The organism is Cupriavidus taiwanensis, from assembly GCF_900250115.1.
In the GTDB taxonomy this organism is placed as follows: Bacteria; Pseudomonadota; Gammaproteobacteria; order Burkholderiales; family Burkholderiaceae; genus Cupriavidus; species Cupriavidus taiwanensis_B.
The window spans coordinates 2714146-2735952 of sequence record NZ_LT984803.1 but is presented as its reverse complement, the minus strand read 5'-3'; the positions used below and the strand labels follow the sequence as shown (position 1 = coordinate 2735952).

Below are 21807 nucleotides of genomic sequence, written 5' to 3'. Positions count from 1 at the left end.
CCCGGCCGTTCCTATCCAGTCCTGCATCATGCGTTCATCGCTTCACAGGTCAACCCGCCCGGCAAGCCCGGCGGTGCGTCCGTCCGTGCCCGCCATCCTGGCGGCCATGGCCTCGTTCACCCTCGTCCCCGGTAGCGCCTGCGCGCAGGCGGCCGACAGCCGCACCGCGCAGCTCGCGCCGGTGGTGGTCACTTCCACCCGCACCGCGCAGTCGATCACCGAGGCGCTGCCGCATACCACGGTGGTCACGCAGCAGGACATCATCAACTCGCAGGCGCCCGACCTGCGCACGCTGCTGCGCAGCCAGGCCGGGGTGGAGTTTGCCACCAACGGCGGCATGGGCGGCAACACCTCGCTGTTCATGCGTGGCGCCAATTCCAACCAGACCCTGATCCTGATCGATGGCGTGCGGGTCTCGTCGGCCAGCAGCGGCACCGCGCAGCTGGCCAATATCCTGCCCGACCAGATCGACCGCATCGAGGTGGTGCGCGGCAACGTCTCGGCGCTGTACGGCTCGGACGCGATCGGCGGCGTGGTGCAGATCTTTACCAAGAACGGCGCCGGCCAGGCGCCGGCGGCCAACGCGGCGGTTGAGTACGGCAGCAACAATACGCGCCAGGGCACGGTCGGCTACGGCGGCCAGGTCGGCGACACCTCGTTCAACCTGACCGGCTCGGCGTTCAAGACCGACGGCTTCTCGTCGATCGACACCAGGCAGGCGCCGCGCGCCAATCCCAACGACAACCCGTACGAGAACCAGAGCGTGTCGGGGCAGGTGAAGCACCGCTTCACGCCGAACTGGGATGCGGGCATCAGCGGCTACTACTCGAAGAGCAAGCTGTCGTTCGACAGCGCCTTCGGCCGCCCCACCGACGAGAACCGCACCAACAGCGAGCTGTACACGCTGTCGGCGTTCGCCAACGGCAAGCTGGGCGCGGACTGGACCACGCATTTCAAGCTGTCGCAGAGCGAGGACCGCAGCGATACCTTCCTGAACGACAGGCCCAACGGCACCTTCAATACCCGCAACCGCCAGTTCAACTGGCAGAACGAGTACGCGCTGGCCGTCGGCCACATGCTGCTGTTCGGTACCGACTACCTGCAGCAGGAGCTGGACTCGAGCGCCTACGGCGCGCCCACGCGCAATGTGTTCTCGGTGTTCGGCGGCTATGACGGGCGCTTCGGCAAGCACCAGCTGCAGCTCAACGCGCGCAATGACCACTATTCCGACTTCGGCAACCAGGGCAGCTTCTTCGCCGGCTACGGCTACGACCTGACCGATGCGTTCAAGCTGATCGCCAACGTCAGCAATGCCTTCCGCGCGCCGACCTTCAACGAGCTGTACTACCCCAACTTCGGCCAGCCCAACCTGCAACCCGAGCGCGCCAAGTCGGTCGAGGCCGGCGTGCAGTACACCACCGCCAGCGCCGGCCTGCTGCGCGTGACCGCGTTCGAGACGCGCTACCACGACCTGATCGTGTCGGCACTGCAGCCCAATGGCATGTTCCTGGCGCAGAACGTCAACCAGGCCAAGGTGCAGGGCATCGAGGCGTCGTGGCGCGCCAGTGTCTACGGCACCGACATCGGCGCCAGCGTGACCTTCCAGAACCCGGTCGACGAGCAGTCCGACACGCAGCTGCTGCGCCGCGCGCGCCGCCACGCCGCGCTCGACGTGGGCCGCAATGTCGGCAACTGGCGCTTCGGCGGCGAATGGCTGCTGTCGTCGTCGCGCATGGATGCGGGCTCGCGCCGGCTGGGCGGATACGGTATCGTCAACCTCAACGCCCGCTACAACATCGACAAGCAATGGTTCATCGCCGCCCGCGTCGAAAACCTGTTCGACAAGGACTATCAACTCGCCTACCCGTACAACACGCAGGGGCGCGCGGGTTTCATCACGCTGGGCTGGCGCCAGCGATGAGCGCGCGGGCGCGCCCTGTGTGAGTTCCATGTGTGAGTTCCATGTCTGAGTTCCGGCGGGCCCTGGCGATCTGGCTGGTGCTGGCGCTGGCGGCGCTGCTGGCGTTCGCGCTGTCGCTGGCGCTCGGCAGCGTTGCGCTCGATGCGCGCGCGCTGTGGCTGGCGCTGAGCGGAGCCGACACCGGCACTGCCGGCGCCATCGTGCATGAGCTGCGCCTGCCGCGCGCGGCCGCGGCCTTTGCCTGCGGCGGGCTGCTGGCCCTGTCCGGTGCGCTGATGCAGGTGCTGCTGCGCAACCCGCTGGCCGAGCCCTATGTGCTGGGCGTATCCGGCGGCGCCTCCACCGCCGCGCTGCTGGCGATGCTGGTGCTGGCGCCATGGTGGGGCGTGCAGGCGGCCGCGGCGCTCGGCGCCTTGCTGGCGATGGTGCTGGTGGCCTCGCTGGCGCGACGCGACCTGCTGCATCCGCAGGTGCAGGGCGGCCATCGCGAAGCCGGCGCGCGGCTGCTGCTGACCGGCGTGATCCTGGCCGCCGGCTGGGGCGCGGTGATCACGCTGATCCTGTCGGTCGCGCCGGAGTCGCGCCTGCGCGGCATGCTGTTCTGGCTCACCGGCGACCTGGGCGGCACCGCCAGCTACGGCGGCGCGCTGGCCATGCTGGCGGCGGCACTGCTGCTGGCCATGCCGATGGCGCGCGCGCTCAACGTGATGCTGCTGGGCGAGACCGTGGCGCAGGCGCTGGGCGTGCGCGTCGGCCGCGTGCGGCTGGCGACCTTCATGCTGGCATCGCTGTGCATTGCCGCGGCCATCACCACTGCCGGCTCGATCGGCTTTGTCGGGCTGGTGGTGCCGCACCTGGTGCGGCTCGCCTGGGGCAACGACCAGCGCATGCTGTTGCCGGCCGCGACGCTATTGGGCGGCGCGCTGCTGATGGCGGCCGACCTGATCGCGCGCACCGTGGTGGCGCCGGCGCAGCTGCCGGTGGGGGTGATCACCGGGCTGCTGGGCGTGCCAACCTTCCTGTACCTGCTGTTGCGGAGGCCGCGATGAGCGCCGGCGCGCACTGGTCGGTTCCGCTCGCTGCCTGTCCGCGCCTGACGCTGCGCGAGCTGCGGCTGCGCACCAGCCAGCGCGTGCTGGTGGAGCGCCTGAGCCTGGCGATCGGCCCCGGCGAGCTGTGGTGCATCGCCGGCCCCAACGGCGCCGGCAAGTCCACGCTGATGACGGTGCTGGCCGGACTGCGCCACGCCGACGGCGGCAGCGTCGAGATCGACGGCACCGCGCTGGCCCTGGTCGATGCCGCGGTGCTGGCGCGCCAGCGCGCCTACCTGCCGCAAGCCGTGCACGACACTTTCCCGATGCCGGTGCTAGACGCGGTGCGCGTGGGCCGCCATCCGCACCTGTCGGGCTGGGGCTGGACCGGGCGCGAGGACGATCGCATCGTGCACGACGTGATCCGCGCCATGGATATCGAGGCGCTGGCCGCGCGCGATGTGCTGACGCTGTCCGGCGGCGAGCGCCAGCGCGTCTCGCTGGCCGCGGCGCTGGCGCAGCAGGCGCCACTGCTGCTGCTCGACGAGCCGGTCTCGCACCTGGACCTGCGCCACCAGATCCTGGTGCTGGAGCAGCTGTCCGCGCTGGCCAGGGCGGGGCGCCACGCCATCGTGGTGATCCTGCACGACCTGACGCTGGCGCTGCGCTACGCCACCCACGCCCTGCTGATGGCCGCAGACGGCACCGCGCTGCACGGCCCCGCCGCGCAGGTGCTGACCCCCGAACACTGCTCGCGCGCGCTGCGCACCGCGATCGTCAGCGTCAGCGACGGCGCCCATACCGCGCTGATTCCCGACGGCGCGCGCCTCACCACACCAGACTCACGACATGACTGAAAACCAGAACCCCACCGCGCAGGACCCGGACCGCGATGCCCGCCACAAGGCGCGCATGGTGCGCAAGAAGGAAGTGGTCGACGCCAGGATCGCCGCCGCGCAGGACGAGCGCGGCGTGATCGTCATCACCACCGGCAACGGCAAGGGCAAGTCCAGCTCCGGCTTCGGCATGGTGGTGCGCGCGCTCGGCCATGGCATGCGCACCGGCGTGGTCCAGTTTATCAAGGGCGCGCAGCCCACCGGCGAAGAGATGTTCCTGCGCCGCTTTCCCGACGAATGCGCCTTCCACGTGATGGGCGAGGGCTATACCTGGGAAACCCAGGACCGTGCCCGCGACGTGGCCAAGGCCGAGGCCGCGTGGGAAGTGGCGCGCGGCATGCTGCGCGACCCCGGCATCGGCCTGGTGCTGTTCGACGAGCTCAACATCGCGCTCAAGCTGCACTATCTTGATGTGGAGCAGGTCATTGCCGACCTGCGCGCGCGTCCGCCGCTGCAACACGTGGTCATCACCGGCCGCGGCGCGCCGCCGGCGCTGGTGGAGGCGGCCGACACCGTCACCGACATGACCCCGGTCAAGCACGCGTTCCAGCAGGGCATCAAGGCCCAGCGCGGCGTGGAAATGTAGCCCCATTTTTTCTGAGTACCCGATCCAGGCATCATGCAGTTTCCCGAAATTCCTCCGCTCGACGATGCCCTGCGCCCGGTGCTGCAGGCCGCCATCGACGACAAGACCAAGCCGCTCGGCGCGCTCGGCCGGCTCGAAGCACTGGCGTTGCAGCTGGGCCTGATCCAGGGCAGCGCACGGCCGGTGCTACGGCGTCCCACGGTGATCGTGTTCGCCGCCGACCATGGCGTGGCCGACGCCGGTGTGAGCGCCTATCCGGCCGAGGTCACGGCGCAGATGGTGCAGAACTTCCTCGCCGGCGGCGCGGCGATCAATGTGTTCTCGCGCCAGCACGGCATTGCGCTGGAGATCGTCGACGCGGGCGTGCGCGTGCCGCTGCCGGCGGCGCCCGGCCTGGTTAACTGCCGCATCGCCGACGGCACCCGCAACTTCGCCAGCGAGCCGGCGATGACGCCTGAGCAAGCCGCCGCGGCGATGACCGCCGGCATGGCGCGCGTGCTGCGCCATGCGCAGCAGGGCTGCAACGTGATCGGTTTCGGCGAGATGGGCATCGCCAACACCTCGGCCGCGGCGTGCCTGATGCAGCGGCTGACCGGCCTGCCGCTCGAGGACTGCATCGGGCGCGGCACCGGCCTGGACGACGCCGGCCTGGCGCGCAAGCGCGAGGTCCTGGCCGGCGCGCTGGCGCGGCATGCCGATGCGCAGGCGCCGCTCGAGGTGCTGGCCACCTTCGGCGGCTTCGAGATCGCGATGATGGCCGGCGCGTTCCTGACCGCCGCGGCCAGCCGCATGGTGATCCTGGTCGACGGCTTTATCGCCACCGCCGCGCTATTGGTGGCGCAGCGGCTGGACCCCAACGTGCTGCAATACTGCGTGTTCACGCACTGTTCGCACGAGCGCGGCCACCGCGCGCTGCTGGCGCAGTTCGACGCCGCGCCGCTGCTGGCGCTGGACCTGCGCCTGGGCGAAGGCACCGGCTGCGCGCTGGCGTGGCCGCTGCTGGCCGCGGCGGCGGCGTTCCTGAACGAGATGGCCACCTTCAGCGGCGCCGGCGTCAGCACCGCATCGCCATGAGCGTGCCGCCCGACCCGGTGCCCATGCCCGAACCCGAACCCGGACCCGAAGCCGGACCCGGACCCGTACCCCGCGGCCGCGCGGGCGTGGCCGGCGAACTGCGCTATTTCCTGACCGCACTGGGCTACTTCACGCGCGTGCCGCTGCCGGGCTGGCTGGCGCGCTGGGTCGGCTTCGAACCGCATTACCTGCATGCCGCCGCACGCTACTTTCCGCTGGTCGGGCTGCTGGTGGGCGGCGCGGGCGCGCTGCTCACCTGGGGGGCGGCGCTGTGGTGGCCGCCCGGCGTGGCCGTGCTGCTGGGCATGGCCGCGACGCTGCTGCTGACCGGCGCCTTCCATGAAGACGGGCTAGCCGATTGCATCGATGCCTTCGGCGGTGCGTGGCGGCGCGACGACGTGCTGCGCATCATGCACGATTCGCGCATCGGCGCGTTCGGCGCGATCGCGCTGGTGGTGGCGCTGCTGCTGAAGTGGCAGCTGCTGGTCGCCATCGCCGGGCGCGGCGGCATCGCGGTGCTGATCGCCGTACTGGTCGCCGCGCATGCCGCCAGCCGCGCGATGGCGGTCAGCTATCTCGCCACGCTGGCCTACGTGCGCGCCGAGGGCAAGGCCAAGCCGGTGGCGCAGAAGCTGGCCGGCGCGGGCCTGGTGTTCGCGCTGCTGTGCGGGCTGGTGCCGCTGTGGCTGGTGTCGCCGGGGTTCGGCGCGGCGGCCTTCGCAGCGTTGCTGGTGCTGCGCCTGCTGCTCGGCCGGTACTTCGTGCGCCGCATCGGCGGCTATACCGGCGACTGCCTGGGCATGGCCCAGCAATGCGCCGAAATCCTGCTCTACCTGGTGGCCGCGGCATGGACCTGGTCCTGATCCGCCATGCGCAGCCGCAGGTGCCGGCAGGCACCTGCTATGGCTGCCTCGACCTGCCGCTGCTGGCGCCGCTGACGCCGCCCGCCGCGCGCATCGTTGCCGGCCTGCCGGCACCGGATCGCATCGTCGCCAGCCCGCTGGCGCGCGCGCTCGGCACGGCGCAGGCGCTGGCCCAGGCATGGCCCGGCGGCGTGCCGGACATCGACACCGAAGCGGCCCTGCGCGAAATCGACTTCGGCAGCTGGGAGGGCGTGGCCTGGGATGCGATCGACCGCACTGCGCTGGACCAATGGGCGGCCGACCTGCTGCATGCGCGTCCGCATGGCGGCGAATCGCCGGCGCAGGCGATGGCGCGGGTGGTTGGCTGGGCCGCGACCCTGGTCGGCGCGCGCGCGCAATGCCTCTGGGTGGTCGGCCATGCCGGGCCGATGCGCATGCTGGCGGCGCACTGGCTGGGCGTGCCGCTGTCGACCACGGTCAGCTGGGAACTCGGCTTCGGCGCCAGCTGCGGATTCCGGCTGGGGCAGGGCGGGGCGCGGCTGGGCTGGTGGAACCGCGGCGGCTGATCAGCGTGCCGGCCGGCGGCTGCGCGCGGTGTCGAGGTCCTTGCAGAGCTGCGCCGCGCCCTGCACCACGCGCGGGCCGGCACGGTTGAGCAGGTCGCCATCGATCACGAACAGGTTGTTGCGCGCCACCGCCGTGACCTGGGTCCAGCGCCGCCACATCTCGAAATCCGGCAACGGCTGGTCCGAGCGCGTGGCGCCCATGCCCGCCGTCACCATCGCTTCCGGATTGCCAGCGATCACCGCTTCGACCGACACGGTCGGCACCAGCGGCGCCTCGGCCGCGAACAGGTTGCGGCCGCCGCACAGCGCCAGCATGTCGCTGACCAGGTGCTGGCCGTTGAGCGTCATCAGCGGCTGCTGCCAGACCTGGTAGAACACCGTCACCGGCGGGCGCGCCGCATAAGTCTTGCGCAGCGTTTCCACCTGCTGGCGGAAGCCGTCGGCGGCGCGCCGCGCGGTGGCCTCGGTGCCCAGCAGCGTGCCAAGCTTCTCGATGTTGTCCGGGATCGCCGCCAGCCGGCGCGGCTCGCTGTAGAACAGCGGGATGCCGAGCGCACGCAAGCGGTCGGCCTGCTTCTGTGCATTGCCGTGGCGCCACACCACGATCAGGTCGGGCTTGAGCGCGGCGATGCGCTCCAGGTCCAGCGCCTTGTTGTCGCCGACGCGCGCGATCGCGCGCGCCTGCGGCGGGTAGTCGCTGTAGTTGACGGTGCCGACGATGCGGTCGCCCGCGCCCGCGGCGAACAGCATCTCGGTGACGTGCGGCGCCAGCGAGACCACGCGGCGCGCGGGCTGCGCCAGGGTCACGGTCTGGCCGGCGTCGTCGATGGCGGAGACCGTGGCGGTGGCGGGTAGCGCCGCGGTCAGCAGGGCGTAGGCGATGACAGGGGTGAGGCGGTTCGGCATGGCAGGCGTCGGAAGGTCAGGCAGCGGCCGCCAGCGCCGCGTCCAGCCGCTGCCAGGCCAGCGGCTGGTCCGGCGGCAGTCCAAGGCGCAGGCTCGGCGCGCAGCCGCCGGCGGCATCGAAATAACGGGTCCAGACGCCGTGCTGCGCCAGGCCGTGGTGCAGCCGCGCGGCGTCGCGATGCGGGACCCAGCAGAACAACGGGTGCATCGCCGGCGCCAGGCCGTGGCGGTCCAGCATGGCGGCCAGCCGTGCCCCGCACGCCTGCAGCCGGTCACGGGTGGCGTGCTGCCACGGCTGGTCGGCCAGCGCGCGGCGCGCCACCTCGCGCGCGGGGCCGGCGACGGTCCAGTGGCCCAGGCGCGCGCGCAGCGCGTCGAGCAGCGCCGGCTGTGCCAGCACGAAGCCGCAGCGGATGCCGGCCAGCCCGTAGAACTTGCCGATCGAGCGCAGCACCACCAACCCGGGCCGGGCGCTATGCGCGGCGACGGAAGCGCCGGGCAGGCAATCGATAAAGGCTTCGTCGACCAGCAGCGTGCCGCCGCGCGCAGCCAGCGCGCCATGCCAGCGCAGCAGCGTGGCGGCGGGCAGCATGCGCGCGGTCGGGTTATTCGGGTTGACGACGACCAGATGATCGAGCGCGTCGGCCAGATCAGGCCGCTTGAAGTCCGCTTCGTCCAGCAGCACCACGGTGTGCCCCGCGGTGGCGAACGCCGGCGCGTATTCGCTGTACCCCAGCGCGGCGATGCCGACGCGCCCCGGGCGCAGCAGCGCCGGCAGCGTGCGGATCGCGGCCTGCGAGCCGGCCACCGGCAGCGCATGGGGCGCGCCGCATGCCGCCGCGGCCAGTTCGGCCAGGCCGTCGTCGTCCTGCGGCAGCCGCTGCCATACCTGCGGCGGCAGCATCGGCACCGCATAGCCGCCGGGATTGATGCCGGTGGACAGGTCGAGCCACTCGTCGGCCGGGCGGCCGTAGCGGCGCACCGCGGCGAGCAGGTCGCCGCCATGGCGGATCGGGGGCAGGGCGGTGCTCATGCCGGTGCGGAGATGATCAGCGCGGCCAGCGCGCTCGCGCCTGCCAGTGCCAGCCACAGCCATAGCGTGCGTTCCACCAGCCGCAGGCAGGCCATCACATGCGCCGCCTGCGGCGCGGTGCCGGCGCCCAGCGGCGGGCGTGGCTCGATTTCACCGTGATAGCGCGCCGGGCCGCCGAGACGCACGCCGATGGCGCCGGCTCCCGCGGCCATCACCGGGCCGGCATTGGGGCTCGACCACGCCGGCGCCTGCGTGCGCCAGCAGCGCAAGGCCGGCGCGGTGGCGCCGAGCAGCGCATACGACAGCGCGGTCAGCCGTGCCGGCACCAGGTTGAGGGCATCGTCGAGACGCGCCGCGGCCCAGCCGAAATGCAGCAGCCGCGGCGTGCGGTAGCCCCACATCGCATCGAGCGTATTGGCCAGGCGGAACACGATCACGGCGGGCGCGCCGCCGACCAGGAACCAGAACAGCGCGCCGAACACGGCGTCGTTGCCGTTTTCCAGTGCCGATTCGCAGGCGGCACGCGCCAGCGCCTCGGCGTCGGCATCGGCGGTGTCGCGCGAGACGATGCGCGCGGTCAGCGCGCGCGCGGCAGGCAGGTCGGCCGCGTTCAAGGCGCCGGCGATCGGGGCGATATGCTGGTGCAGGCTGCGCGCGCCCAGCGCCGCGTACAGCGCCAGCGCATGCAGCGCCAGCGCGGCGAGCGGATGCCAGCGGGCCGCGGCGGCCACCAGCCACCATGCCAGCGCGGCCGGGGCCAGCACCAGCACGCACCAGCCGGCAAGCCCGGCAAGGCGCTGGCGCGATCGCGCATCACCTTGCGAGGGAGGGTTGAGGCGGCGCTCCAGGGCGGCCGCGATGCGGCCGAAGCCCACCAGCGGATGCCAGCGGCGCGGCTCGCCGAGCCAGCGGTCCAGCAGTGCCCCGATCCATGCCGCTGCCACGCATGCCGGCCAGGCCAGCATCAGCATGCGGGATCGGGGCCCTTTACCGCGACCGGGATACCCGCCACCAGCAGCCGCACGCAGTCGGCGGCGGCGGCCAGCTTCTGGTTCAGGCGGCCCAGTTCATCGACATAGAAGCGGGTGATGGCACCCATCGGGATCACGCCGAAGCCGATCTCGTTCGAGACCAGGATCACATGGCCGGGCAGCGTCGGCAGCGCATTGAGCAGCGCCTCGATTTCCTCGGTGAACGCTGCCGGCGGCGTGATCACGCCATGCTCGGGATAGCTGCGGCCGTTGGGGAAGAGCAGGTTGTTGATCCACAGCGTCATGCAATCCACCAGGATGCAGCCGTCGTGGCGCGCGTTGGCATAGAGCGCATCGGCCAGGTGCACCGGCTCTTCGACCAGGCGCCAGTCGGCGGGGCGGCGCGCGCGGTGCAGCGCGATGCGGACCTCCAGTTCCTGGTCGGCATGGGCCGGGTCCTGATGTGCCGTGGCGATGTAGGTGACCGGTCCGCCGGTAATGGTGGCGTGGTCGGTGGCGAGCTGTTCGGCAAAGTGGCTCTTGCCGGAACGGGCGCCGCCCAGCACCAGGGTAAGCTGGCGGCCGCCGCTGCCGCCGGCGGCAGCGCGCGGCTGGGCGGCAGGTGCGGTGCCCGACGCGGGGGCGGGTGCGATGGCCGGGGTTTCCATCCGCGTATTGTAGCCGCCGCATCCGGGCATGGCACGGCCCGCGTGCGCGGCGGTGCGATAATCCGCCGATGCAACCCGACTCTCCGCAATCCCCGCCGCCGGGTGGCCTGCGCGGCACCCTGATGGTCCAGGGCACCACCTCCGATGCCGGCAAGAGCACCATCGTCGCCGGTCTGTGCCGGGTGCTGGCCCGCGCCGGCACGCGCGTGGTGCCATTCAAGCCCCAGAACATGGCGCTGAACAGCGCCGTCACCGCCGACGGCGGCGAAATCGGCCGCGCCCAGGCGCTGCAGGCGCAGGCCGCGCGGCTGGCGCCCCATACCGACATGAACCCGGTGCTGCTCAAGCCCAGCAGCGACACCGGCGCCCAGGTCATCATCCATGGCCGCGCCCGGCTGGACCTGGACGCGCGCGCCTACCACGCCTACAAGCCGCAGGCGATGCAGGCGGTGCTGGCCTCGCACGCGCGCCTGGCGCGGGCGCATGAGGTGGTGCTGGTGGAGGGCGCCGGCAGCCCGGCCGAGGTCAACCTGCGCGAGCGCGACATCGCCAACATGGGCTTTGCCGAGCAGGTCGACTGCCCGGTGGTGCTGGTCGCGGACATCGACCGCGGCGGCGTGTTCGCGCACCTGGTGGGTACGCTCGACTGCCTGTCCGGGAGCGAGCGCGCGCGCGTGACCGGCTTCATCATCAACCGCTTCCGCGGCGATATCGGGCTGCTGGAGCCGGGCCTGGACTGGCTGGTGGCGCGTACCGGCAAGCCGGTGTTCGGCGTGCTGCCGTACCTGCACGGCCTGCACCTCGATGCCGAGGACGCCATCATCGGCGTGCAGGCCGAGGGGGGCCAGGGCGCGCAGCGCCTGCGCGTAATCGTGCCGGTGCTGCCGCGCATCGCCAACCATACCGACTTCGACGCGCTGCGCGCGCACCCGCAGGTCGACCTGCAGTTTGTCGGCCCCGGCCGGCCGATCCCGCCCGCCGACCTGGTGGTGCTGCCCGGCAGCAAGAACGTGCGCGGCGACCTCGACTTCCTGCGCGCGCAGGGCTGGGACGCCGCGCTGGCGCGGCACCTGCGCTACGGCGGCAAGCTGATCGGCATCTGCGGCGGCATGCAGATGCTGGGGCGGCAGGTGCACGATCCCGACGGCCGCGAAGGCCCCGCCGGCAGCAGCGCCGGCCTGGGCTGGCTCGATTACGAAACCACGCTGGCCGCCGACAAGCAGTTGCGCCAGGTGCGCGGACGGCTGTCGGACCCGGCCGGCGCGCCGGTGCGCGGCTACGAGATCCACCTCGGCGTCACCACCGGCAAGGGCCTGGAGCAGCCGGCGCTGTGGCTGGAGCGCGGCGACGGCAGCATGCGGCCGGACGGCGCGCGCTCGGGCGACGGGCAGGTGCTGGCGACCTATGTCCACGGCCTGTTCGACGATCCCGCCGCCTGCCAGGCGCTGCTGCGCTGGGCCGGGCTGGACCGGGCGCAGGCGGTCGATCTCGACGCGCTGCGCGAAGCGTCGATCGAGCGCCTGGCCGACACCATGGCCGCGCACCTGGACCTGGCGGCACTGCTGGCGCCGTTGCGGCGCTGACGTTGCCGCGGCGTTGCCACGGCGCCGCCACGGCAGGGCGCCGAGGCCCTGCTAGAATCGCGAATCTTTCGCATTCGCAACGCGGCATGGCATGGCTTGTGCGCCATATTCCGCGGCTTGCAGCGTCCGCTCAACGTACTTCACCCCGTCATGGTCACCGGCCGCCTGCGCGTCGTCCTCGTCAAGCTGCATCGCTATATCGGCCTCAGTCTCGGCCTGCTGTTCGTCCTGATGGGGCTGACCGGCATGACCATCGCCTGGCGCGATGAACTCGACGCCTGGCTCAATCCCGACCTTCTGGTGGCGTCCGCGCCGATGACCGCGCCGCTGACCCCGGACGCGGTCCAGGCCGTGACCGAGCGCCTCGCGGCGCCGCCCTACGGCAAGCCCAACCTGCTGATGCTGCCGACCCATGCCGGCGGCGTCTTTATCGCCTGGTATCCGGCCAAGGGGCCCGACGGCGTGGTGCCGGGGCGCTCGCGCCAGGTGATGGTCGACCCGGTCACGCTGGCGGTGAAGGGCGAGCGCGTCTGGGGCGAACCCGGGCTGTCGCGCCGGTTGCTGCTGCCCACGCTGTTCCACCTGCACCGCTACCTGCTGTCCGGCGATACGGGCAAGACCATCACCGGCGTGGCCGGCATGCTGCTGTTGCTGACCACGCTGGTCGGGGTGGCGGCATGGTGGCCCAAGATGAAGCTGCGCTCGGTAGAGCAGGCGTTCCGCATCACGCATGGCGGCTCGTGGTCGCGCTTCAACTATTCGCTGCACCGCGCCGGCGGCATCCTGGCCGCGCCGGTGCTGGCCATCGTCGCGTTTTCCGGCTGGTACCTGAACCTGCCCAAGTGGGTGACGCCGATCGTCGCTGGCGTGATGACGGTGACGCCGCCCGCCAAGCACGTCTCGGCACCGGCGCCGGCCGGGGCGCGGCCGCTGGAAGCGGGCCAGATCATGGCCGCGGCGCAGGCGCAGTTCCCGCAGGCGCAGGTCACCCGCATCGGCTTCCCGCGCAAGCCCGGCGATGCCTTCGAGATCCGGCTGTGCCAGCCCGGCGAGGTGCGCCAGCACACCGGCGCCACGCGGCTCTGGCTCGATGCCTGGACCGGCTCGCCGCTGGGCGTGCGCGACCCGCACCAGGCGCCCGCCGGCGACACGCTGCTGAACTGGCAGTTTCCGCTGCATACCGGCGAAGCCTTCGGCCTGCCTGGGCGGATCTTTATCACGCTTTTCGGGCTGGCGCCGCTGGCGTTTGCCGTGACCGGCACGCTGATCTGGTGGAAGCGGCGGCGCGGCCACCAGCGCCATGTGGTCAAGAGCGCGCAGCGCGCCGGCATGCGCGGGGCATGAAAAAAGGCAGGCCGCCGGGCCTGCCTTACTTTTCTGGCGGTCGCGGACGCGCCGTTCAGATTTCGAGGTTGTCGATCAGCCGGGTCGCGCCCAGCCGGGCCGCGGTCAGGATCACCAGCGGCTCGCCGGCGAGGAATTCCTCGCGCGTCGGCGCCTGCAGGTTGACGCGCTTGCGGATCGACACGTAGTCCGGCTTCCAGCCACGCTGCTGCAGCGACGCGCGGGCCCCCGCCTCGACCGCCAGCAGGTCGGCCGAGGCGCGGTCGCCGCCCAGCACGGTGTCGCGCACGTCGTGCAGCGTGCGGTACAGCACCGGCGCCTCGGCGCGCTCGTCCGGGCTCAGGTAGCGGTTGCGCGACGACAGCGCCAGGCCGTCTTCGGCGCGCACGGTCTCGGCGGGAATGATGTCGATCGGCAGCGCGAACTGCTGCACCATCTGGCGCACGATCATCAGCTGCTGGTAGTCTTTCTTGCCGAACACCGCCACGCGCGGCTGCGCGCACGAGAACAGCTTCATCACCACGGTGCACACGCCCTTGAAGAAGCCGGGGCGGAATTCGCCCTCGAGAATGTCGCCCAGGTCGTGGGGCGGCTCGACGCGGTATTCCTGCGGCACCGGGTACATGTCGCGCTCGGAGGGCGCAAACAGCACGTAGACGCCTTCGCTCTGCAGTTTTTCGATGTCGTCCTGCAGCGTGCGCGGGTATTTGTCGAAATCCTCGTTCGGGCCGAACTGCAGGCGGTTGACGAAGATGGATGCCACCACCGGGTCGCCATGCTGGCGCGCCAGGCGCATCAGCGACAGGTGGCCTTCGTGCAGGTTGCCCATGGTGGGGACGAAGGCCGCGCGGTTCTGGCCGCGCAACTGGTCCCGCAGCTCTTGGATGGAGGAAATGACTTTCATCTGCCTTGGTGTGCTGGTCGTGTAGGGGTGACCCGGACGCCGGTTCGCGGCGGGCGGCGGCTGCCGTGCCGGTCTGGGCCGGCTGTCGGCGGATTGTAGATCAAGTGGGGCGGGGCTGGCCTCGGCGGTTCGGACGGGTCAGCTGGGGCTGTACGCCAATCGCACATAAATTGGCGCGAACGGCTCGGCCTGGGTGATCTCCACCAGCGATTCCCGCGACAGCTCGAGCATGGCGATGAAGTTCACCACCACCACCGGCACGCCCTTGCCGGAGCGCACCGCGTCCTCGAACAGCTCCGAGAATTCCATGAAGCGCGCGTGCTGCAGCCGGCGCAGGATCTGGCTCATGTGCTCGCGCACCGACAGCTCCTCGCGCGAGATCTTGTGGTGCTGGTTGAGCTTGGCACGCTTGAGCACGTCGGCCCAGGCCGCCTGCAGGTCGACGGTTTCCACCTCGGGAAAGCGCGGCGCCAGGCTCTGCTCGATATACACCTGCGAGCGCAGGAAGTCGCGGCCCAGCTGCGGCACCGTATCGAGGCGCTGCGCGGCCAGCTTCATCTGCTCATACTCCAGCAGGCGGCGCACCAGTTCGGCGCGCGGGTCCTCGGCTTCCTCGTCGCTGTCAGCCTTCTTGACCGGCAGCAGCATGCGCGACTTGATCTCGATCAGCATCGCCGCCATCAGCAGGTATTCCGCCGCCAGTTCCAGGTTGGTCTTGCGGATCTGCTCGATATACGACAGGTACTGCCGCGTCACCTGCGACATCGGGATGTCGAGGACGTTGAAGTTCTGCTTGCGGATCAGGTACAGCAGCAGGTCCAGCGGGCCTTCGAAGGCTTCGAGGAAGATCTCGAGCGCATCCGGCGGGATGTACAGGTCCTGCGGCAGCTTGAACAGCGGCTCGCCGTACAGGCGCGCGAACGCCATCCCGTCGACCATGTCGGCGGGGCCGGCCGGGCCGGCGGCGGCGGGCGCCACGGCGGGCAGCTCCACGGGCAGCGGCAGCTTGTCCTGGTCGCCTGCGCTCATGGTGCGTTCGGCTCGGACGCGGGGGCGGCGCGGATCAGTTGTCCAGCGAGTAGACGTAGGGCTTCTGCGCCACGCGCGAAGCCTGGGCGCGGGCGCGCTCTTCGAGGTCGATCGGTGCCTTGTCCCACAGCAGGGCGCGGCCGTCGCGCTGCTCGGCCTCCAGCGTCGGGCGCTCTTGCTTGAGCTGCTTCAGGAACTGGGTGATATCGGATTCGTAGAGGGCCATGGTCAACCGGGATGCACCCGTGCGGGCGCCAGATAGGTACAGTGGGCCATGATTTTACAGTATCGGCACCCCGGGATGCACACCAGCCGGGGGGCGGCGGCCGCAAAGGCGCCGCAATGCGCAGGAAAATTCCGGGCGCCAGGCCGGGTGTGGTCAAATACCGACTTTGTATGTGTGGACAATGGGGCGATGCCGCAAGACACCGCTAACACCGCTGACCTGGCTGGCCGCGCCGCCCGGCGCCCGGCCTCGCGCGCACCGGGCGTGCTCGGGGCGCTGGTGCTGGCACTTGCCGGAGGTGCCGCCCAGGCCGCCTACAAGGTCGAGGTCGACGCGCCCAAGCCGATCCGCGAGATGCTGGAGGAGCACCTCGACCTGGCCCGCTACAAGGACCGCACCGACCTGTCGCAGGACCAGTTCGACTACATGGTCGAGACCGTCGGCGAGCAGGTGCGGGCCTTCACCTCCACCGAAGGCTATTTCGATCCCACCACCACCACCCGCGTCGAGGGCGAGGGCGACAAGCGCGTGGTCCATGTGATGGTCGACCCCGGCGCGCGCACGCTGATCCGCAACGTCGACCTGCAGGTGACCGGCCCGGCCGCGACCCAGTCGCCCGGACAGGTAGCGGAGATGAAGGCCAAATGGGGCCTGCCCGCGGGCGAGCCGTTCCGCCAGGACGCCTGGGACAAGGCCAAGGAAGACGCGCTGGTGACGCTGCAGAGCCACACCTATTACGGCGCGCGCCTGGCCGCGTCGCAGGCGCGGGTCGAGCCCGACGAACTGCGCGCCGACCTGTCGGCGCACTATGCCAGCGGCCCGGCCTACCGCCTGGGGCCGCTCAAGGTCACGGGCACGCGCCGCTACCCGGAACAGATCATCGTCAACGTCAACCCGCTCAACGAGGGCGAGCCCTACCGGGTCGAGCGGCTGCTGGAGCTGCAGCGCGCGATCCAGAACCAGCCGTATTTCTCCAACGTGCAGGTCGACCTGGAGCCGCCGCCGGATGCCGGGCAGGCACCCGACGGCGTGGTCACCGCGCCGGTGTCGGTGCGCGTGCGCGAATATCCGGTGCACCGGCTCAACAGCGGTGCCGGCTTCACCACCGATACCGGGGCGCAGGTCGAAGGGCGCTATTCCTACTACAACCTGTTCAACCGGGCCTGGACCTTCGATTCGCAGGCGCGCATCGAGCAGAAGCGTTCCTACCTGTTCGCCGAGGCGGCGATGCCGCCGTCGCGCGGTGCCTACCGCAACAGCGTCTACAGCAGCTACGAGCGCACCATCGACATCGAGAACACCGACACCACCAGCCTGCGCGCGGGCCTGAAGCGCGCGCGCTCGCGCGAGAAGTACGACGTCGCGACGTCGCTCGATTTCTACTACGACAAGCTGCTGCCGGTGGGCCAGGCCAGCCAGATCAGCAAGGCGCTGGTGCCGGCCTTTGCCTGGACCCGGCGCGATGTCGACAACCCGGTGTTCCCGCGCCGCGGCAACGTGATCAACACCCAGATCGGGGTAGCCGCGAAGAACCTGCTCAGCGATGCCACCTTCCTGCGGCTGTACGGCCGGATCCGCCAGTACGTCCCGGTCGGCAAGCGCGACCTGGTGGTGGCGCGGCTGGAGCTGGGCGCTAACGTCACCGGCGACAGCGCCAGCCAGATCCCGGCGACGCTGCGCTTTCGCGCCGGCGGCACCGATTCGGTCCGCGGCTACAGCTACCAGTCGCTCGGCACGCCCAGCGGCGCCAGCATACTGCCGGCCAAGTACCTGGCCACCGGCAGCCTCGAGTACCAGTACTGGTTCAAGCCGGACTGGGGCGTGGCCGTGTTCTGGGACGCCGGCACCGCCGCCAACGACCTGCGCGGCGTGACCATCTACAACGGCGTGGGCGTGGGCGTGCGCTGGCGCACGCCGGTGGGCCCGCTGCAGCTTGACGTGGGCTACGGCATCCAGGAGCAGCAGTTCCGGCCGCATATCTCGCTGGGGGTGGCGTTCTGATGAACGTGCACGACCTGCCCGCCGTGCCCGGCGGCGGCGACGCGGCGCCGCCGCCCTCGGGTCCGCCACCGCGCAAGCGCCGGCGGCTGTGGCGCGCGCTCGGCTGGCTGGCCGGGATCCTGCTGTTGCTGGTGGTGGTGCTGGCGGCCACCGGCGTGGCGGCGCTGCGCACCGAAACCGGCACGCGGCACCTGTGGACGCTGGCGACGCGGCTGTCGGCCGGCATGCTCGGCGGACGCCTGGAAGGCGGCACCGTGGCGCACGGCCTGCGCCTGCGCGACGTGGTCTTCGCCAGCGGCCAGACCCGCGTCACGGTCGACCGCGTCGACGGCAGCTGGAACCTGAGCTGGCAGCCGCGGCGGCTGCACGTGCAGTGGCTGCGCATCGGCAAGGCCGAGGTGCGGCTGGGGCCGGCCGAGCCCGCTACGGAGCCGATGCAGAAACCCGATTCGCTCGAACTGCCGCTGGCCATCGATGTCGATGCGCTGACGCTCGAGCGCCTGGCGCTGGTGCAGGGCCCGGCGCCCACGGCCGAGCCGATGGTGTTCAGCAACCTGGCCGGGGCGCTGCACAGCGATGGCCTGCGCCACCGCGTCAGCGTCGACAAGCTGGAAACGCCTTACGGCAAGCTCGCCGCCAACGCGCAACTGGGCGCCGCCGCGCCGTTCGCGCTCAGCGCCGAAGCCTTGCTGGAAAGCAGCTGGCAGGACGAGGCCTTTGCCGTCAACGCTACCGCCAACGGCAACCTCGACGCCTTGCGCGCCGAACTGCAGGCCAGCGGCGACCGCATCCACCTGCGTGCCGGCGCCGACCTGACGCCGTTCGGGAAGGTCCCGTTCACGCGCCTGCTGGTCGACGGCGACCGCATCAACCCGCGCCTGTTCAGCCCGTCGGCGCCGCAGGCCAACCTGACCGTGCGAGCCGAGCTGCGGCCGGTGGACGGCGTGACGACGGGCGGCAATGCGGCGGGGGCTTCGGCGCCCGCGGCGGCTGCGCCGGCCGCCTCAGCGCCAGCGGCAGCATCGGCGGCCTCCGCCCCCGCAGCCGCGCCGGCTCCGGCGCCGCTGGCGGTCGCCGGCGAGATCGAGATCCGCAACCTGGAGGCCGGCCCGCTCGACCGCGAGCGGCTGCCGGTGCAATCGGTGCGCGCCCGCGTGGAGCTGAGCGAGTCGGCGCAGGCGGTGTCGGACCTGCGCGTGGCGCTGGCGGGCAAGGCCGAGATCGCCGGCAGCGGCTCGCTGCGCGGCGGCCGCGGCGGCTTCGACCTGGACGTGAGCAGGCTGGACCCGTCGGCGCTGCACGGCTCGCTCGCCAGCGCCAGCCTGTCGGGCCCGGTGGTGATCCGCCTGGAGCCGGGACGGCAGAGCGTGGCGCTGGACCTGGCGGGCGGACAGCTCAAGCTGTTTGCCGACGCCAGCGTGGATGCCGAGACCGTGACCCTGGCGGCGCTGCGCGCCGTGGTCGGCACCGGCCTGCTGACCGCCGAAGGCAAGCTGGGGCTGAAAGACAAGCAGCCATACAGCTTCAAGGGCAAGCTGTCTGCGTTCGACCCGTCGCGCCTGGCCAAGGTGGCCGCGGGCCGCATCAATGCGGACTTCAGCGCGACTGGCGAGCTCGCGCCGCAGCTGGGCGTGGCGGTGGACTTCGCCGTGCATGAAAGCGAATACGCGGGCCTGCCGATGACCGGCGGCGGCAAGCTGCGCCTGGCGGGCGAGCGGCTGTTGCCGAGCGAGGCCGCGCTCAGCATGGCCGGCAACCAGGCCAGCCTGCGCGGCAGCTTCGGCGCGCGCGGCGATGCGCTCAGGCTGGCGGTCGACGCGCCGCAACTGGACCGCCTGAAGTTCGGCGTGGCCGGCAAGCTCAAGCTGGACGCCACCATCACCGGCACGCTGAAGAAGCCCGAGGTGGTGGCCGATTACAACGCGCAAACGCTGGAGGTGGGACCGCACAAGGTGGCCAGCGCCAGTGGCCGCGCCGAAATCCGCGGCGGGCTGGATGGCCCGCTGTCGGTGCAGCTGGCGGCGCGCGGCTACCGCGGCCCGCACGCCAGCCTCGCCACGCTCGACGCCACCCTCAACGGCACCCAGGCCAGCCACGCCTTCGACATCAAGGCCGCCGGCAGCCTGAACCAGCGGCCGCTGCAGCTGGCGCTGGCGGGGCAGGGCGCGTGGCGCGGCCAGCAGGGCTGGAACGGCACCATCCGCACGCTGGAAGAGCGCAGCACCTTCAACCTGCGCCTGGCCGCGCCCGCGCAGCTGCTGGTGGCCGACCAGCACGTGCGCCTGGGCGCCACGCGCCTGCTGCTGGACCGCGCCACGCTGGCGATCGACAGCCTGGACTGGGACCACGGCCGCATCCGCAGCGCCGGGAGCCTCGATGGCCTGCAGGTGGCGCGCGTGCTGGAGCTGATGCAGACCATCACTGGCGAGCGCCCGCCGCTGCGCTCCGACCTGGTCATCGACGGCCGCTGGAACGTGGCGCTGGCCGAGACCGCCACCGGCTTCGCGGAAGTGCGCCGGCGCAGCGGCGATGTTTCGGTCAACGCGGGCCGGGGCTTCACCACGCTCGGCCTGGGCGAGACCAGCCTGCGCGCCGACGCCGGCGGCAACCGCATCGCGCTGCGCGGCGGCATGGTGTCGGGCCGCATCGGCAAGGTGGTGATCGATGCCTCGGCCGGCCTGGTGCAGGAGCAGGGGCTGCAGACCGTGGGCCCGGCGTCGACGCTGGGCGGCACCGTCAGTGTCGACGTGCCGCGGCTCAAGTCGCTGGAAGCGCTGACCGGCCCGCAGTACGCCTTCGACGGCCGCCTGGCCGCGGCGATGCGGCTGGCGGGCACGGTGGCCGCGCCACTGCTGACCGGCACCATCAACGGCGACAACCTGGCGGTGACGCTGTACGACCAGGGGCTGCGCCTGACCGACGGCACCGTGCGCGTGGTGCTGGACCAGAACACGGTGGAGCTCAGGCAGGTGGAATTCCATGGCGGCGACGGCAAGCTCACCGCCACCGGCAACATCAAGTTGGGCGAGGCCGATCCCAACCTGACCGGCAGGATCGTCGCCGACAAGCTGCAGCTGTTTGCCAGCCCGGAACGCACGCTGGTGGTGTCGGGCGATGCCAGCATCGCCAACGAGAACAAGCAGGTGGTGATCCGCGGCAAGTTCCGCGTCGACCGCGGGCTGTTCGACCTGCCCAAGGCGGGCGCGCCGGTGCTGGGCGACGATGTCGTGGTGATCCGGCGCAAGGACCAGCGCGCGGTCAAGACCGCGGCCACGCCGGTGCCCGAAACCAAGCCCGCCAGCCGCTTCAGCCCGGTGATCGATCTGAGCGTCGACCTGGGCAACAACTTCCGCTTCCGCGGTGCGGGCGCGGACCTGCTGCTGGCCGGGCAGATGGGCGTGAAGAGCGAACCGCTGACGCCGATCAAGGCCACCGGCACGGTGCGCGTCACCGACGGCACCTACGAGGCCTTCGGGCGCAAGCTCGACATCGAGCGCGGCATCATCAATTTCAACGGCCCGATCGACAATCCAAACATGAACATCCGCGCCATGCGCCGCAACCAGGAGGTCGAGGCCGGCGTCGAGGTCACCGGCACGGTGCGGCTGCCGCGCGTGCGGCTGGTGTCGGAGCCCAACGTGCCCGACGAGGACAAGCTGTCGTGGCTGATGTTCGGCTACGGCGCGGAAAGCGCCGGCGCCGGCCAGCAGCGCCAGCTGAGCGGCTCGGCTCTGGGTGGCGCCGCGCTGGGACTGATCGGCGGCAAGGCCGGCAAGGGCATCGTCTCGCATTTCGGCATCGACGAGTTCTCGATCGGGCCCAGCACCGCGGGCCTGAACGACCAGCAGGTGGTCAGCATGGGCAAGGCCATCTCCGACCGCATGTCGGTCGGCTATGAGCAGAGCCTGACTTCGGCCTCGAACGTGGTGAAGCTGACCTGGCAGTTCTCGCGGCGCTGGTCGCTGATTGCCAAGGGCGGCTCCATCAACGGTTTGTCGGTCTTGTTCAACCGCCGCTTCGACACCTGGGCCAACCTGTTCAGCGGGGCCCCGAACCGCGGCACCAGAAGGAGCCAGCAGGATGACAGTCAGCCACTCGACCCCGAAAGCGCCGCGCAGGCGGCTTCGGCCGTCATCGCCGAGCCGGTGCGCCGCTGAGGTGTCTTCGACCTTCCCCCTTTCGACCTTTGCCGCGTCGCCGCGACG

At 71.3% G+C, this 21807-nt stretch carries 17 protein-coding genes and 1 pseudogene; 11 read left to right on the top strand and 7 right to left on the bottom strand.

Annotated elements, in window-relative coordinates:
- Positions 1–28: 28 nt before the first annotated feature.
- The 7 genes and pseudogenes from CBM2586_RS12755 (at position 29) to CBM2586_RS12725 (ending at position 6937) form a co-directional block, all read left to right on the top strand.
- Positions 29–1921: a TonB-dependent receptor domain-containing protein gene (locus tag CBM2586_RS12755; RefSeq protein ID WP_115687878.1), complete on the top strand. Its 1893-nt coding sequence runs from the start codon at positions 29–31 to the stop codon at positions 1919–1921.
- Between the two features lie 41 nt (positions 1922–1962).
- Complete coding sequence (locus CBM2586_RS12750) at positions 1963–2970, top strand: FecCD family ABC transporter permease (RefSeq protein WP_115687876.1); 1008 nt, start codon at positions 1963–1965, stop codon at positions 2968–2970.
- A 101-nt stretch (positions 2971–3071) separates the two neighbouring features.
- Positions 3072–3809 (top strand): annotated as a pseudogene (locus CBM2586_RS12745) (ABC transporter ATP-binding protein); the annotation flags it as partial.
- Positions 3802–4434 carry a cob(I)yrinic acid a,c-diamide adenosyltransferase gene (gene cobO, locus CBM2586_RS12740; RefSeq protein WP_115661338.1) on the top strand — a complete coding sequence of 211 codons (633 nt, stop codon included), beginning with the start codon at positions 3802–3804 and terminating at the stop codon, positions 4432–4434. The pseudogene CBM2586_RS12745 and the gene cobO, both read left to right, overlap by 8 nt.
- 33 nt (positions 4435–4467) lie before the next feature.
- A complete protein-coding gene (gene cobT / locus CBM2586_RS12735; RefSeq protein WP_115687874.1) occupies positions 4468–5508 on the top strand; it encodes a nicotinate-nucleotide--dimethylbenzimidazole phosphoribosyltransferase in 1041 nt (346 codons plus the stop codon).
- Entirely contained in the window at positions 5505–6371 is an 867-nt protein-coding gene (locus tag CBM2586_RS12730; RefSeq protein ID WP_231942399.1) for an adenosylcobinamide-GDP ribazoletransferase, read from the top strand. The genes cobT and CBM2586_RS12730 overlap by 4 nt, the downstream gene beginning before the upstream one ends.
- Positions 6356–6937, top strand: a complete 582-nt coding sequence (locus CBM2586_RS12725) for a histidine phosphatase family protein (protein ID WP_115687872.1) — start codon at positions 6356–6358, stop codon at positions 6935–6937. Before CBM2586_RS12730 ends, CBM2586_RS12725 begins: the two co-directional genes overlap by 16 nt.
- Here CBM2586_RS12725 and CBM2586_RS12720 read toward each other — a convergent pair whose 3' ends face one another.
- From CBM2586_RS12720 to cobU, 4 genes are read right to left on the bottom strand one after another with little or no spacing between them, the layout of a single operon-like run.
- Positions 6938–7843: a cobalamin-binding protein gene (locus CBM2586_RS12720; RefSeq protein WP_115688755.1), complete on the bottom strand. Its 906-nt coding sequence runs from the start codon at positions 7841–7843 to the stop codon at positions 6938–6940.
- Positions 7844–7859: 16 nt separating this feature from the next.
- On the bottom strand, positions 7860–8876 hold the full coding sequence (gene cobD / locus CBM2586_RS12715; protein ID WP_115661341.1) for a threonine-phosphate decarboxylase CobD: 1017 nt from the start codon (positions 8874–8876) through the stop codon (positions 7860–7862).
- Positions 8873–9847 carry an adenosylcobinamide-phosphate synthase CbiB gene (gene cbiB / locus CBM2586_RS12710; protein ID WP_115661342.1) on the bottom strand — a complete coding sequence of 325 codons (975 nt, stop codon included), beginning with the start codon at positions 9845–9847 and terminating at the stop codon, positions 8873–8875. The genes cobD and cbiB overlap by 4 nt, the downstream gene beginning before the upstream one ends.
- On the bottom strand, positions 9841–10545 hold the full coding sequence (cobU, locus tag CBM2586_RS12705) for a bifunctional adenosylcobinamide kinase/adenosylcobinamide-phosphate guanylyltransferase (protein ID WP_115661343.1): 705 nt from the start codon (positions 10543–10545) through the stop codon (positions 9841–9843). Before cobU ends, cbiB begins: the two co-directional genes overlap by 7 nt.
- 38 nt (positions 10546–10583) lie before the next feature.
- Between cobU and CBM2586_RS12700 the strand changes: the two genes are divergently transcribed.
- A complete protein-coding gene (locus CBM2586_RS12700) occupies positions 10584–12098 on the top strand; it encodes a cobyric acid synthase (protein WP_115687870.1) in 1515 nt (504 codons plus the stop codon).
- Between the two features lie 150 nt (positions 12099–12248).
- Positions 12249–13442, top strand: a complete 1194-nt coding sequence (locus CBM2586_RS12695; protein ID WP_115687868.1) for a PepSY-associated TM helix domain-containing protein — start codon at positions 12249–12251, stop codon at positions 13440–13442.
- A 55-nt stretch (positions 13443–13497) separates the two neighbouring features.
- On the opposite strand, the gene panC is transcribed toward CBM2586_RS12695, so the two are convergent.
- The 3 genes from panC to CBM2586_RS12680 form a co-directional block, all read right to left on the bottom strand.
- A complete protein-coding gene (gene panC, locus CBM2586_RS12690; protein ID WP_115661346.1) occupies positions 13498–14346 on the bottom strand; it encodes a pantoate--beta-alanine ligase in 849 nt (282 codons plus the stop codon).
- A 138-nt stretch (positions 14347–14484) separates the two neighbouring features.
- Entirely contained in the window at positions 14485–15375 is an 891-nt protein-coding gene (locus tag CBM2586_RS12685) for a segregation and condensation protein A (protein WP_115661347.1), read from the bottom strand.
- A gap of 34 nt (positions 15376–15409) precedes the next feature.
- Positions 15410–15601: a DUF3460 family protein gene (locus tag CBM2586_RS12680; protein WP_115661348.1), complete on the bottom strand. Its 192-nt coding sequence runs from the start codon at positions 15599–15601 to the stop codon at positions 15410–15412.
- A 189-nt stretch (positions 15602–15790) separates the two neighbouring features.
- On the opposite strand from CBM2586_RS12680, the gene CBM2586_RS12675 reads away from it, so the two are divergent.
- Both CBM2586_RS12675 and CBM2586_RS12670 read left to right on the top strand, forming a co-directional pair.
- A complete protein-coding gene (locus tag CBM2586_RS12675; protein ID WP_115687861.1) occupies positions 15791–17602 on the top strand; it encodes an autotransporter assembly complex protein TamA in 1812 nt (603 codons plus the stop codon).
- Positions 17602–21759: a translocation/assembly module TamB domain-containing protein gene (locus CBM2586_RS12670; protein WP_115687859.1), complete on the top strand. Its 4158-nt coding sequence runs from the start codon at positions 17602–17604 to the stop codon at positions 21757–21759. The genes CBM2586_RS12675 and CBM2586_RS12670 overlap by 1 nt, the downstream gene beginning before the upstream one ends.
- Positions 21760–21807 lie beyond the last annotated feature (48 nt).